Annotated in this window: 11 protein-coding genes; 7 read left to right on the top strand and 4 right to left on the bottom strand. The window is 71.7% G+C overall.

Annotated elements, in window-relative coordinates; all coding sequences use genetic code 11:
- Positions 1 to 139: 139 nt before the first annotated feature.
- Positions 140 to 724, top strand: a complete 585-nt coding sequence (locus IF655_RS12145; protein WP_199584470.1) for an adenylosuccinate lyase — start codon at positions 140 to 142, stop codon at positions 722 to 724.
- A 7-nt stretch (positions 725 to 731) separates the two neighbouring features.
- Here IF655_RS12145 and IF655_RS12140 read toward each other — a convergent pair whose 3' ends face one another.
- The 3 genes from IF655_RS12140 to IF655_RS12130 form a co-directional block, all read right to left on the bottom strand.
- On the bottom strand, positions 732 to 1,238 hold the full coding sequence (locus tag IF655_RS12140; protein ID WP_242488694.1) for a GNAT family N-acetyltransferase: 507 nt from the start codon (positions 1,236 to 1,238) through the stop codon (positions 732 to 734).
- A gap of 54 nt (positions 1,239 to 1,292) precedes the next feature.
- Positions 1,293 to 2,861, bottom strand: coding sequence for an alpha/beta hydrolase (locus tag IF655_RS12135; protein ID WP_199584468.1), 1,569 nt, complete (start codon positions 2,859 to 2,861; stop codon positions 1,293 to 1,295).
- Between the two features lie 147 nt (positions 2,862 to 3,008).
- Positions 3,009 to 4,052, bottom strand: a complete 1,044-nt coding sequence (locus IF655_RS12130) for an Rv2578c family radical SAM protein (RefSeq protein ID WP_199584466.1) — start codon at positions 4,050 to 4,052, stop codon at positions 3,009 to 3,011.
- Positions 4,053 to 4,221: 169 nt separating this feature from the next.
- Between IF655_RS12130 and IF655_RS12125 the strand changes: the two genes are divergently transcribed.
- From IF655_RS12125 to IF655_RS12100, 6 genes are all read left to right on the top strand, one after another.
- On the top strand, positions 4,222 to 4,665 hold the full coding sequence (locus IF655_RS12125) for an SRPBCC family protein (protein WP_199584464.1): 444 nt from the start codon (positions 4,222 to 4,224) through the stop codon (positions 4,663 to 4,665).
- Between the two features lie 163 nt (positions 4,666 to 4,828).
- Positions 4,829 to 7,255, top strand: a complete 2,427-nt coding sequence (locus IF655_RS12120; protein WP_374100253.1) for an MFS transporter — start codon at positions 4,829 to 4,831, stop codon at positions 7,253 to 7,255.
- A gap of 379 nt (positions 7,256 to 7,634) precedes the next feature.
- Positions 7,635 to 10,163 (top strand): SpoIIE family protein phosphatase, encoded by a 2,529-nt coding sequence (locus tag IF655_RS12115; RefSeq protein ID WP_199584463.1) that lies wholly within the window; start codon positions 7,635 to 7,637, stop codon positions 10,161 to 10,163.
- 122 nt (positions 10,164 to 10,285) lie between these two features.
- Positions 10,286 to 11,005 (top strand): bifunctional 2-polyprenyl-6-hydroxyphenol methylase/3-demethylubiquinol 3-O-methyltransferase UbiG, encoded by a 720-nt coding sequence (locus IF655_RS12110; RefSeq protein WP_199584461.1) that lies wholly within the window; start codon positions 10,286 to 10,288, stop codon positions 11,003 to 11,005.
- Positions 11,006 to 11,414: 409 nt separating this feature from the next.
- Positions 11,415 to 13,037, top strand: a complete 1,623-nt coding sequence (ctaD, locus tag IF655_RS12105; RefSeq protein WP_307814916.1) for a cytochrome c oxidase subunit I — start codon at positions 11,415 to 11,417, stop codon at positions 13,035 to 13,037.
- A 2-nt stretch (positions 13,038 to 13,039) separates the two neighbouring features.
- Complete coding sequence (locus IF655_RS12100; RefSeq protein WP_199584459.1) at positions 13,040 to 13,480, top strand: hypothetical protein; 441 nt, start codon at positions 13,040 to 13,042, stop codon at positions 13,478 to 13,480.
- Between the two features lie 63 nt (positions 13,481 to 13,543).
- Here the strand turns inward: IF655_RS12100 and IF655_RS12095 are convergent, their stop codons facing one another.
- The gene (locus IF655_RS12095) at positions 13,544 to 13,900 is read right to left on the bottom strand and encodes an ASCH domain-containing protein (protein WP_199584458.1); all 357 of its coding nucleotides are present in this window, start codon (positions 13,898 to 13,900) and stop codon (positions 13,544 to 13,546) included.
- Positions 13,901 to 13,916 lie beyond the last annotated feature (16 nt).

The raw sequence follows: 13,916 nt of genomic DNA, 5'->3' as shown, positions 1-13,916 counted from the left end.
GACCGCCGCAAGCGGAGCGCGAGTGGGTAACTCGCTCGTCTGAGCTTAACCAGTGAGTAACGAGCGCGCCAGACCTGTGCGAGGACGGGACTTTGTGATGTACCTCCCCAAGGGCGTGTGACGTGCCTAATCTGAATCCGTGGACGAAGAGTTGCGAGCGCTCACGCAGCGCTTACGGCAGGAGTCGCGCGGCGCGGCTGCCTGCGAACGCCTGCTGGACACCCAGGACCACGACGAACTGGCCGAGGTCCTCACCGCGCCCGGACAGCCGCTGTGGGCACGGGAGTTGGCCGCCTTCCGGCTCGGCAGTGCCGGGGACCGCCGCGCCTTCGAGTCCCTGGTCCTGCTCCTCAACCACCGCGATCCGCCCCGCTGCGCCGCCGCCGCGACCGCGCTCGCCCGCCTCGGCGACCCGCGCACCGCCCGCGCCGCCGCCGCCCTCGCCACCAACGAACTCCGCGTCGCCTACGCCCTCCACCCGGTGCGGCTCCTGGTCGAACTGCGCGCCCCCGAGTCCGTGCCCGCGCTCATCACCACCCTGGAGCGCAGACTGCGCCCGCACGATCCCTACCGGCGCGTCGCCCTCGCCTGTGTGGAAGGACTGGGGGAGTTGGCCGACCCGCGCGCCCGGCGGGTGCTGAACGAAGCCCTCGCGCACCCGGTGCTCGCGCAGGCGGCGGTGGGGGCGCTGACCCGCATCCCCCGCCAGAAGAGGTCGAGTTGACGACTCGTCACTTCACGTAGCGGACCTCGAAGACCTCTTCGCCGCCCGCCTCGAAGGACTGCGCGGTGCCGTCGGGGCGGAAACCGGCGCGCTCGTAGAAGCGGCGGGCGCGGGTGTTGCCCGTCAACACCCAGAGATACAGGCGCGGATACGACGCGCAGCGTTCGGTCACCTCGGTGAGCAGCGCGTGCCCGATCCCGCCGCCGAGGTGCTCGGGGTCGACGTAGAGGGCGTACAACTCGCCGTTTCCCTCGGGTACTTCGCCCTCCCGCCCCGGTCCGTACGCCGCCCAGCCGAGCACCTCGCCGTCCCGCTCGGCCACCAACTGCACACCGTCGCCGCGCCCGAACCGGGCCCGCCGCAGCTCCGCGTCCTCCTCGGCGTTCAGCTTGTCCAGGTAGGCGTCCGACACGATGTCCCGGTAGGCGTGTTGCCAGCCGCGTACCCGGATCTGTGAGACGCGGTCGCAGTCGGTGAGCTGCATGGAGCGGATGTGGAGCGGGGGTCGGGTCATGGCGGCACCCTAGGGAAGACCCCGGGGTGCCGCGCGAGGATTTCGCCTTGCGGCTCAGTGGCGGAAGCCCAGCAGCCCGTGCAGCGTGGAACCGCGGGCCACCGATGCCGCGCGCTTCGCCGTGCGCGGGGCGGGCTCCGGCTCCGGGGACTTCTCGCAGGTGGCGTCGGCGACACCCCGGCCGCGCGGGACCGTGCCGTCGGCCAGATAGTCCGCGAGGTACTTGTCCAGGCAGTCGTTGCCGCTCAGCGTGACACCGTGGTTGCCGCCGCCCTCCTCGACCACCAGGCTGGAGTGGGCCAGCAGCCGGTGCGCCATCACGCCCCCGGCGTACGGGGTCGCCGCGTCGCCCGTCGCCTGGAAGAGCAGCGCGGAGGACAGCTTGCCGTTGGCGACGTTCACCGGCTGCCGGGGACCGGTCGGCCAGAAGGCACAGGGCGCGTTGTACCAGGTGTTGTTCCAGGTCATGAAGGGCGCCTTCGCGTGCGTCCGCCAGGCGTCCCGCTCCCAGCGCGACCAGTTCCGCGGCCAGGCGGCGTCCCGGCACTGCACCGCCGTGTAGACGCTGTACCCGTTGTCGCCCGAGGGGTCCACCGCGGCCAGCTTCTCGTACGCCGCCACCAGCGGACCGGTCTTCCTGTCGCGCGCGTAGGCGGAGAACGCCTCGGCCAGCGTGGGCCAGTAGCCGTCGTAGTACCCGCCCGGCATGAAGGTGTCCTCCAGCTCGGAGGCGCCCACCTTGCCCCCGGCGGGCTTCTTCGCGAGGGCGGCGCGCATCGCGTACCACTTCGCCTCGACCTTCGCGGGGTCCGTGCCGAGCCGGTACGCCGCGTCGTTCCTGGCGATCCACGCCATCAGGGCGCGGTGGCGGTCGTCGAAGGCGACGTCCTGGGCGAGGTTGTCCTCGTACCAGACGCCGGTCGGGTCCACGATCGAGTCGAGGACCAGCCGGTGCACGCGCTGCGGGAAGAGCTTGGCGTAGACCGCGCCGAGGTAGGTGCCGTAGGAGTAGCCGAAGTAGCTGACGCGCGGCGCGTCGAGAGCCGCGCGGATCGCGTCCATGTCCCGCACGGTGTCCACCGTGTCGATGTACGGCAGCACGTCGGCGTGGGCGCGGGCGCAGGCGGTGGCGAAGGCGCGGGCCCGCTCCAGGTTCTTCTGCTCCAGCGCGGGGGTGCTCGGCACGCTGTCGGGGCGTTCGGGGTCGAAGTGGCCGGGCGCGCAGTCCAGGGCGGGGGTGCTCCTGCCGACGCCGCGCGGGTCGAAGCCGATCACGTCGTACTGGGCGGCGACCTTCTTCGGCAGCGAGGACGCGACGAACCCGGCGAGCGAGAGACCGCTGCCGCCGGGACCGCCGGGGTTGACCAGCAGCGGTCCCTGGGAGGTCTTCGCGGTGTGCGGGACGCGCGAGAGGGCGAGCGTGACCTGCGGTCCGGCGGGGCGGGTCCGGTCGAGGGGGACCTTGAGCGCGCCGCACTGGAGGGTGGGGGTCGCGCCGGTGCCGCAGTCCTTCCAGGTGATCCCCGCCGTGTCCCGGCCGGGCGCGGCCTGGGCGTGGGCGCTCGTGAGCGAGGTCGCCAGCACGGCGGTGGCCGCGCACAGCACGGCTGCGCGTGTTCTCAAGGAGTCCTCCCGGGTACGGCGTGCGGCGCGGACCGCGCCGGTCGCGGTCCACGCCGCATCGTCCCGGACTGAGCCTCCGTGCGAACGCGTCTTCGCCGGACTTGACCCGATCGGGTCGTGCGATGCGCTCGAACGCGCCGGGGTGGGCTACATCAGGGTGAGCTGGGTGGGCTCGGCGGCGGGCGGTTCCGTGGGCTGCTCCCGGCGCACGCCCCGTGTCGTGCTCGCCCGGGTCGGGCCGATGCCGTACTCGCGGGCCAGTTCGTGGACCTGGCGGGTGACACGGCGCTGGTACCAGGTGGGGGCGTAGGACCCGCGTCCGTACATGCGCTCGTAGCGGGAGACCAGATGGGGGTGGTACCGGGCGAGCCAGGACATGAACCACTCGCGCGCGCCGGGGCGCAGATGCAGCACCAGCGGGGTCACCGAGGTGGCGCCGGAGGCGGCGATCGACCGTACCGTGGCGCGCAGTTGCTCGGGTTCGTCGCTGAGGAAGGGGATGACCGGCGCCATCAGGACCCCGCAGCCGATGCCCCGCTCGGCGAGGGCGCGGACGACGTCCAGGCGCCGTTCGGGGGCGGGGGTGCCCGGCTCCACCGTGCGCCACAGCGTGGGGTCCGTGAAGCCGACCGAGACCGAGACGCCGACGTCGGTCACCTCGGCCGCGCGGGCCAGCCGGTCCAGGTCGCGCAGGATCAGGGTGCCCTTGGTGAGGATGGAGAAGGGGTTCGCGTACTCGGTGAGGGCGTCGATGATGCCCGGCATCAATCGGTACCTGCCCTCCGCGCGCTGGTAGCAGTCCACGTTGGTGCCCATCGCCACGTGCTCGCCGTGCCAGGTGCGCGCGGCGAGCTGGCGGCGCAGCACCTCGGGGGCGTTGACCTTGACGACGATCTGGCTGTCGAAGCCGAGTCCGGTGTCGAGGTCGAGATAGCTGTGGGTCTTGCGCGCGAAGCAGTAGACGCACGCGTGCGAGCAGCCCCGATAGGGGTTCACGGTCCATTCGAACGGCATCCGCGAGGCGCCCGGCACCCGGTTCAGGATCGAGCGGGCGCGCACCTCGTGGAAGGTGATGCCCGCGAATTCCGGGGTGTCGAACGTCCGGGTCACCACGGCGCCCGCCTCGAACAGCGCGCCGTCGGGGGTACGGGCGTGACCACCGGACTCGTCGGTCAGGTTCTCCCAGCGCATGACGCCTCCTCGGTAGCTCTCGACCCACAATAGAACATGTGTTCCCATGATCGGGTGAGCCGGTGCGCGCGCCCCCGTGCGCCCGGTTCGGACGCCCCCGATTTGGGCGCCCGGCCCCCCGGGTGGTTGGCTTGGCCGAACCCCAGGAACCAGGTCGTGGAGGAAAGCGATGGCGCAGGTCGAGGCCACTACGGAACGGATCGTGGCGGCGGACGCCGAGACGGTGTTCGACGCGCTCGCGGACTACCGCGACAGCCGCCCCCAACTGCTCCCCGAGCACTTCAGCGAATACGAGGTGCGCGAGGGCGGCGACGGCGCGGGCACCCTCGTCCACTGGAAGCTCCAGGCCACCAGCAAGCGCGTGCGCGACTGCCTGCTGGAGGTCAGTGAGCCCACCGACGGCGAGCTGGTCGAGAAGGACCGCAACTCCACCATGGTCACCACCTGGCGGGTCACCCCCGCCGGTGACGGCAGGTCCCGCGTCGTCGTGACCACCACCTGGAAGGGCGCGGGCGGCATCGGCGGCTTCTTCGAGCGCACCTTCGCGCCCAAGGGTCTCGACCGGATCTACGGCGCGATCCTCGCCAACCTCGCCGCGCAGGTGGAGAAGTAATCCTCGGCTCTCTCAACGTCCGTCCGGTGAAGGGGTGTTGTGTCCTTCACCGGTTCGGGTGACATCGGCGCCGTTTGAGCTTTGGCCGTAACTCGCCGCACTTGTTCGCAGTTGTCCCTTGACGCGGGAAATGTGCGAAAAGTGCGACGAGGGGAGCGGTCAGGTGGCCGGGACGACGCTGGTGCGGGACGAGCCGGACGAGGGGATCGCCACGACGGTCCCGATCCCGGTCCCGGCCGAACAGGCGGACGCGGAACCGCCCGCCCCCGGGTCCGGTCTCGGTCTCGGGCCGCGCCGGGTGCGGCTGGTCTTCCTCGGGCTGATGTGCGCGCTGCTCCTGGCCGCGCTCGACCAGATGATCGTCGCCACCGCGCTGCCGAAGATCGTCGGTGAGCTGCACGGTCTGGACAAGATGTCCTGGGCGATCACCGCCTATCTGCTGACCTCCACCATCGGTCTGCCGCTCTACGGCAAGCTCGGGGACCTCTTCGGACGCAAGGGCGTCTTCCTCTTCGCCATCGTGGTCTTCGTCATCGGCTCCGCGCTCGCCGGACGCGCGCAGAGCATGGACCAGATGATCGCCTTCCGCGCCGTCCAGGGCATCGGCGCGGGCGGACTCATGATCGGCGTCCAGGCGATCATCGCGGACATCGTGCCGCCCCGGCAGCGCGGTCGCTACATGGGCCTGATCGGCGCCGTGTTCGGCCTCGCCTCCGTCGCCGGACCCCTGCTCGGCGGCTACTTCACCGACCACCTCTCCTGGCGCTGGTGCTTCTACATCAACGTCCCCTTCGGACTGGTCACCCTCTGCGTCGTCGCCCTCGTCCTCAAGCTGCCCCGCCCGCGCGTACGCGCCCGCCTCGACGTGCCCGGCGCCCTGCTGCTCGCCGCCGCGTCAACCTGCCTGGTGCTGCTGACCAGTTGGGGCGGTACCGAGTACGCCTGGGGCTCCCGGCAGATCCTCGGGCTCGGCGCGGGCGCGCTCGCCTCGATCGCGCTCTTCCTCGTCGCCGAGCGCTTCGCCGCCGAACCCCTCATCCCGCTACGGCTGTTCAGGGACTCCGTCTTCAACGTCTCCGGACTCGTCGGGCTGGTGATCGGCGTCGCCCTCTTCGGCGCGGCCAGCTATCTGCCGACCTTCCTCCAGATGGTCGACGGCGCCAGCGCCACCGAGTCCGGGCTGCTCATGCTGCCCATGATGGCCGGGATCGTCGGCGCCTCCATCATCGGCGGCCAGCTCATCAGCCGCACCGGCCGCTACCGGCTCTACCCGCTGCTCGGCAGCGCGCTGGCCGCGCTCGGCATGTGGCTGCTCTCGCTGCTCGAAGTGGACACCTCCCGGCTGGCGTACAGCATCTGGATGGCCGTGCTCGGCACCGGCATCGGTCTGGTCATGCCCGTCCTCGTCCTCGCCGTGCAGAACTCCGTGCGCCCGGCCGACCTCGGCACCGCCACCAGCGCCAACAACTACTTCCGGCAGATCGGCGGCAGCGTCGGCGCCGCGATCTTCGGCACGCTCTTCGCGGGCCGGCTCACCGACGCCCTGCGCGAGGACCTCCCGCCGGGCGCCGGGGCCGGACTGCCGGACGCGCAGTCCATCACCCCGCAGCTCGTCCACGCGCTGCCCCCGGGGCTGCGCGACGCCTACATCCGCGCCTACGCCGACGCGATGCCCCGGATCTTCCTCTATCTGGTCCCGGTGCTCGTCCTCGGTCTCGTCATCGCCTTCTTCCTCAAGGAGAAACCACTGGTGTCCCACAACGTCCCCACCACCGAGCCGGAGACCGCGCCGCTCAACTCCGGCGTGCCACATGCCCGTTCGCCGTACGCGGCCGGAATTCCCGTGTGCGGCACGGTGCAGCACCCCGACGGGACCGTGGTGCCGCGCGCGGCGCTCACCCTGATCGACGTCGCCGGACAGCAGATCGGCCGGGGCGCGAGCGGCGACGACGGCCGCTACGCGCTCGCCACCCCGGGCGCCGGTTCGTACGTCCTCATCGCCGCCGCCGGAGGGCACCAGCCCCAGGCGGTCTCCGTCACCGTCGGCGAACGGCCCGTCGAACTCGACGTCGTGCTCGGCGGCGCCGGACGCCTCGCCGGAAGCGTGGTCACCGCCGACGGCAGCCCCGTGCGCGACGCCATCGTCACGCTCACCAACGTGCACGGCGAGGTCGTCGCCACCACCCGCAGCGGACGCGAGGGCGGCTACGTCATCACCGAACTCGTCGCGGGGGAGTACACCCTCGCCGCGAGCGCCCCCGCCTTCCGCCCCGCCGCGCTCCCGGTCTCCGTCCAGGCGGCGCGCGAGACCCGGCAGGACGTCGAACTCGCGGGCGGCGCCGTCCTCAAGGGCACCGTCCGGGCGACCGGCGGACGCGCCGTGGAGGACGCGCGGGTGACACTGCTCGACGCCGCCGGGAACGTGGTCGACACGCTCACCACCGGCGCGGACGGAACCTTCCGGTTCGTGGACCTGTCCTCCGGGGAGTACACGGTGATCGCGGCGGGGTATCCGCCGGTCGCCACCGTGCTGCAGGTGGCGGGCGGGGGGCGTACGGAGCGGGATCTTCAGTTGGGGCACGAGGACTGAGGGCGGGGGTGGTCGCCGGGGCGGGGGTGCGCGCCCGGGACGGGATCGGCGCGGGACCGGTTGGGTTCGGCGCGGGTTCGGAGGGGTTCGGACGGGTTCGGACGGGGCGTGCGCTCGGCTCGCATGGGGCGCGCGTCCGGTCCGGGCGGCGTGCGCGCCCGGCTCGGGCGGAGTGCGCTGCCGGCCCGGGACGGCGTGCGTGCCCAGCCCGGGCGGGGAGCGTACGCCGGGAGCGTGACGGGGGCGCGGTGAGCGGGCGGGTCCGGTGCGGGGCGACCAATTCCAGGAATCTCCCCACATCGCGACCGGCCGCCCCCGTACGGTAGTGGCGGGCGGCACAGATCGTTTGCGGACAGCCGTGGGAGAGAGGGCCTGGGTCATGGACCGTGGCAGCGAACGGGACACACCTCCCGGCCGCGGCGCCGATGACACCGCGCCGGGCCGTATCCCGCTGGCCGTGGTGGTCGTCGACCGCGCCGGACTGGTCTCCCACTGGAGCAGCGGAGCCCGCAGGCTGTTCGGACCGGGGCGCGAGGACGCGGTGGGCCGTCCGGCGGCTGATCTGCTGCCGGTCGCGGGCGCGCTGCCCGACGACCTGCCGGACGCGGCACCCGCCGGAGACGGCACCCATGACGCGTACGCCGACGACGTCTACGACGGGCTCGGACCCGATCTGGGGGTCCTGCTCGGGGACGGGACGGGGTATCCGAAGTCGGGGTGGGCGCGGCTGACTCCCGCGCTGGGCGCGGGTTCCTCGACGGGTGAAGCCGATCCCGCCGGGGAGGCTCGGGGAGCTGGGGAAGAGGCGTCCGGCGCCGAGCGGATCGACGTGCTCTGGTGGGCCTATCCGCTCATCGGACCCGGTCCCTCCCGCCTGCTGGTGCTCGCCGCCGACGCCACCAGACTGCGCGCCGAACGTGGTCAGGAGTACGGTGCCACCGAGCGCGTCGCCCCCGGCTTCGCCCGCCACACCGAACTCCCCGACCCCGACGGGCTGGCCCGCCGACTGCCCGAGATCCTGCCCGGTATGGGTCCGGGACTCAGCGCCCGCATCGTCTCCCAGGTGCTCGAACTCGGCTACCCCGTCCTGGAGTTCAGCCAGTCCGACCGCGTACCGGTCACCCCGTACTGGGGCGTGCCGCGCAGGGCGGGCCGGGTGCACGTTGACAGCGTTGTCCCCCGGCTGCCCAGCGCCCCCGTGATCCCCGCCGGAGCCGAGCACGACCTGGAGTACGCGGCTGTCCGCGAGCGCCTGGAGTTCCTCAACGAGGTCAGCTCCGCCATCGGCACCTCCCTCGACCTCGGCGCCACCATCCGCGAGGTCACCAGCGCCGCCGTCCCCCGCTTCGCGGACTTCGCCGGTACGCATCTGCGCGCCGCCGTGCTCGCGGGCGAGGGTTTCCCGGACGGTCCGCCCGACGCCACCACCGACATGCACCGCGTCTGGGTCGAGCACAACGACGAACCCGGTCGCTGGGACGACACCGTGCCGGTCGGGGAGTCCTTCGCTTTCCCCGAACACACCCCGTTCTACCAGTGCATGGTGACCGGCGAGCCGGTGCTCATCCCGAGGGTCACCGACGAGCTGTCCGAGCGCATCTCCGGCGAGTTCGAGAAGCGCGACCTCAGGCCGCTGATCGGCGGTCGCTCCCTGCTGATCGTCCCGCTCAAGGCGCGCAACGTCGTCCTCGGCTTCATGGTGCTGATGCGCTGCCCGGACCGCCCCGCCTTCGACGACATGGACCGCACCACCGGCGCCGAACTCGCCGCCCGCGCCGGGCTCGTGCTCGACAACGCGCGCATGTACACCTACCAGGAGAACGTCGCCGACACCCTCCAGGACAGCATGCTGCCGCAGGTCACCCCGCGCATGGCGGGGTGCGACGTGGCCACCCGCTATCTGCCGGGCACCCGGCTCGGGCGGATCGGCGGCGACTGGTTCGACACCATCAAACTGCCCGGCTCCCGCACCGCCCTCGTCGTGGGCGACGTGATGGGTCACGGTCTCAACTCGGCGGCGATGATGGGCCAGTTGCGCACCGCCGTCCAGACCATGGCGGCGATGGCGACCCCGCCCGCCCAACTTCTGCGCAACCTGGACGACTTGGCACGGCGCCTCGGTGAGAACTACCTCGCGACCTGTCTCTACGCCGTCTACGACCCGATCCGCGGCGAACTCCAGCTCGCCAACGCCGGACACATCCCGCCCGTCCTGGTCCGCGCCGAGGACGGCAGCAGCACCCTGCTCGACCTGCCCACCGGCGCGCCCATCGGCGTGGGCGGGGTGCCCTTCGAGGCGGACGTGATCAAGGTGGCGCCCGGCGACCGGCTGGTGCTGTGCACCGACGGTCTGGTCGAGGTCCGCGGCACCGACATCGGGGAGGGGCTGGCCGCGCTCTGCGAGTCCGCCGCGCACCCCGCCGCCTCGATGGACGCCGCCTGCGACACCATCATCCGCGCCCTCAACACCCGGGGCGGACGCAAGGACGACGTGGCCCTGCTGATGGCCCGGCTCAACGGCATCCCCGACGACCATGTGGCCGAGTGGCAGGTGGAGGCGAACCCGCGCGAAGTCGCCCGCGCCCGGCGGCTGGTCGCCGACCGGCTGGAGGAGTGGGGGCTGCCGGAGGCAGTGGAGACGGCCCGGCTGCTGGTCAGCGAGGTCGTCACCAACGCCGTACGGCACGGCGGGGGCGGCTCGGTCGGGCTGCGGGTGGTGCGCACCGACGCGCTGCTCTTCGAAGTCACGGACGCGGAACCGGAGTTGCCCCGGCTGCTCGCCGCCGGACCCGAGGACGAGGAGGGGCGGGGGCTGCGCGTGGTCACCCGGCTGGCGCGGGAGTGGGGCGCGAGCGGCAGCGGGCACCGGAAGACGGTGTGGTTCGAGCAGGGGCTGAACGGGCGCTGAGGTGCGGGTGGTTGACCGGTGAGGAACCGGTCGCCCGTCCCGTAAAGGTGCCCTCCGACCCCTTGCCCGGGTGAGGGCGGACGCGATATCCCGAGCACGCCGACGAACTTGGGGAGATCGCGATGAACGTGTCCGACAACTACCGCTCCAATTGGGAGAGTTACTGGGAGGAGACGCCCGACGAGGGCGGCTCCGCGATCTGGGACGCGGACCCGTCCCTCTCCGCCGGACCGCACAGCGAACTCCTGCTGCCGCACGCCGACTCCGACCGTGTGATCGTGGACCTCGGCTGCGGCAACGGCACCCAGACCCGCTATCTCGCCACCCGGTTCGCCCGCGCCGTGGGCGTCGACCTCTCGCACGCCGCCGTCGACCACGCCCGCCGTGCCGCCAAGGACAACGCGGTGGAGTTCGAGCAGCTCGACCTCACGGACGCCGAGGCGGTGCGGGACCTGCACGCCCGGCTCGGGGACAGCAACGTCTACATGCGGGCCGTCATCCACCAGAGCGAGCCGGAGGCGCGCCCCGCAGTCGCCGCCGCCGTGGCCGAGCTGATCGGCAGCGCGGGGCGCGCCTTCGTGGTCGAGCTGACCTCGGAGTCGCGTGAGGTGCTCCAGCGCGCGGCGGGTGGTCCGGACGGGCCGCCGCCCAAGCTGCGCCGCGTCTTCCAACACCGCCTCAAGCCCGCCGACGCGCCGGACGAGGAGATCCCGCGGCTGCTCGGGGAGGCGGGGCTGGAGATCCTGGCCACGGGGGAGACGGTCCTGCCGCAGACGGAGCACTTCCCGGACGGGACGCGGATCGACCTGCCCGCGCGGTGGTTCGTGCTCGCGGGGCGGTAAGTCCTGGCCGATCGGCGCGGCGGGTGCGGGCCGATCGGTGCAGTGCCGTTGGTCCCGGCCGTGCGGTGAGACCGGGACCGTTCGCCCCTATCGGGCCGGGGGTGCCCAGCGACGATCATGTGGCGGCGGCCGGGAGACGCCGTGTCCCACCACGGTGTGCACTGTGTGTGCGGGCCATATGTGTGGGGCGCCCATGTGCGCGGTCACTGTGTGCAGGGCACCCCCTGTGCAGGGCGACTATGTGTGATGTCACCATGTGTGCAGCGCCTCCCCGGTCCGACAGCCACAAGCGCAGATGGGGAGGCACCGTCCGGTGGACGAGGCACAGGTCGATCAGGGGACGAGCGCGGAGCGGGAGCGGATACGTCCGGCCGTCCGCGAGGGGACCGGCTGGTCCGACGGGTCCGGCGTGGCCGTGCGGACGGCGAACCGGCCGACGTGGGTGGAGTGGCTGACGACCACCGACCACAAGCGGATCGGGACGCTGTATTTCGTCTCCGCGCTCGTCTTCTTCGTCGTCGGCGGGGTCATGGCGCTGATGATGCGGGCCGAACTGGCACGGCCCGGGCTCCAGATCATGTCCAGCGAGCAGTTCAACCAGGCGTTCACGATGCACGGTTCGATCATGCTGCTGATGTTCGCGATGCCGCTGTTCACCGGCTTCGCCAACTGGCTCATGCCGCTGCAGATCGGCGCGCCGGACGTGGCGTTCCCCCGGTTGAACATGCTGGCGTACTGGCTGTTCCTGTTCGGCTCGTCCATCGCCGCGTTCGGTTTCCTGACGCCGGGCGGGGCGGCGGACTTCGGCTGGTTCCTCTACGCCCCGCTGTCGGACGCGGTGCACTCGCCGGGACTGGGCGCCGACCTGTGGATCATGGGCGTGGCCCTGTCCGGGTTCGGCAGCATCCTCGGCGCGGTCAACTTCATCACGACCATCATCTGCATGCGCGCGCCCGGCATGACGATGTTCCGGATGCCGATCTTCACCTGGAACGTGCTGCTGACCGCGCTGCTGGTCCTCATCGTCTTCCCGGTGCTGGCGGCGGCGCTGTTCGCCTTGGAGATGGACCGCAAGTTCGGCTCACACGTCTTCGACGCGGCCAACGGCGGCGCGCTGCTGTGGCAGCACCTGTTCTGGTTCTTCGGGCATCCGGAGGTGTACATCCTGGCGTTGCCGTTCTTCGGGATCGTCTCGGAGATCATCCCGGTGTTCGCCCGTAAGCCCATGTTCGGCTACATGGGGCTGGTCGCCGCCACCATCGCCATCGCGGGTCTCTCGGTGACGGTGTGGGCGCACCACATGTACGTCACCGGCGGTGTGTTGCTGCCGTTCTTCTCCTTCATGACCTTCCTGATCGCGGTGCCCACCGGGGTCAAGTTCTTCAACTGGATCGGCACCATGTGGAAGGGGTCGCTGTCCTTCGAGACGCCGATGCTGTGGACGACCGGCTTCCTGATCACGTTCGTGTTCGGCGGTCTGACCGGCGTCATCCTCGCCTCGCCCCCGATGGACTTCCACCTGTCCGACTCGTACTTCGTGGTCGCCCACTTCCACTACACGGTCTTCGGCACGGTCGTGTACGCCATGTTCGCGGGCTTCCACTTCTGGTGGCCCAAGTTCACCGGCAAGATGCTGGACGAACGGCTCGGCAAGATCACCTTCTGGACCCTGACGATCGGTTTCCACACGACCTTCCTGGTCCAGCACTGGCTGGGCGCCGAGGGGATGCCCCGCCGGTACGCGGACTACCTCGCGGCCGACGGCTTCACCGCCCTGAACACGGTCTCGACCATCGGCTCGTTCCTGCTCGGCCTGTCGGTCCTGCCCTTCTTCTACAACGTCTGGAAGACCGCGAAGTACGGCAAGCCGGTGGACGTCGACGACCCCTGGGGCTACGGCCGTTCCCTGGAGTGGGCGACCTCCTGCCCGCCCCCGCGCCACAACTTCACCTCCCTGCCCCGCATCCGCAGCGAATCCCCCGCCTTCGACCTCCACCACCCGGAGATCGCCGCGATCGAGGCGGCGCACTGACCATGACCCACACCGTCCTGAGCCTCGGCGCCGCCCTGATGACGGCGGCGGGCTCCGCCTGGTACGTCCCCGCGTACACCGCCCTGCGCGCGGGCGCCGACCGCCCGACCTCCCACCGCACGGCGGCGACGGCGTGCCTGACGGGCTGGGCCACGGTGGGCGGGGCGGCGGTGGGGCTGCTCCTGACGGAAGGGTGGTGGGCGGTCGCCGCGACGGTCGTATCGGGCGCGGTGACGACGACGGCTCTCCAACTCCGCGCGGTCGTCCTCCGCCGACGGGAGTCGAAGGAAGCGGCACGCGACTGGGCCGAGCTGCGGGCGGCTCCGCCCCTGCCCCCGCCACGGCGTCCTCGGGCGCTTCTCGTCACCGCCCTCTGCATGGCGGCGGCGATGACGACGGCGGTGGCGGCGCTGGTGACGGCGTACGGGGTGGGAGCCGACTGAGCGGACCCGGCAGGGTTCGGCGACCAGGGTCAGCGACCGTGCCGCGCGATCTCGACCAGCGGGTCAGCGACCGCGCCGCACGATCTCGATGGCGAGAACGCCGAGCGCCTCCTTCTCGGGCGGATAGATCGCCCGGATGTCCGCGAGCTGCCGCTCCCGCGTGGCGGTCGGGTTGACGCTGCCCGGACCCTCACCGTCCAGCAGCGCCTCGAAGTCCGGGTACTCCGTCACCCGCCCGACCTCGACCTCGCAGGTGTCGTCTCCGTCCCTGACGCGGAAGCGGATGACATCACCGGGGGCGAGGTCGGCCAGGCGCGGGTACTTCACCCGGACCTCGACGGTCTTCGCGCCCGAGGCGACGAGGTCGAAGTACTGGCGGTACAGGGTGAGTTCGCAGACTCGGGCGGGGGTGTCGTTCATGGGCTGGAGTGACTCC

Source organism: Streptomyces sp. DSM 110735 (genome assembly GCF_016482685.1).
In the GTDB taxonomy this organism is placed as follows: Bacteria; Actinomycetota; Actinomycetes; order Streptomycetales; family Streptomycetaceae; genus Streptomyces.
This window is presented reverse-complemented; position numbering and strand designations above follow the sequence as displayed.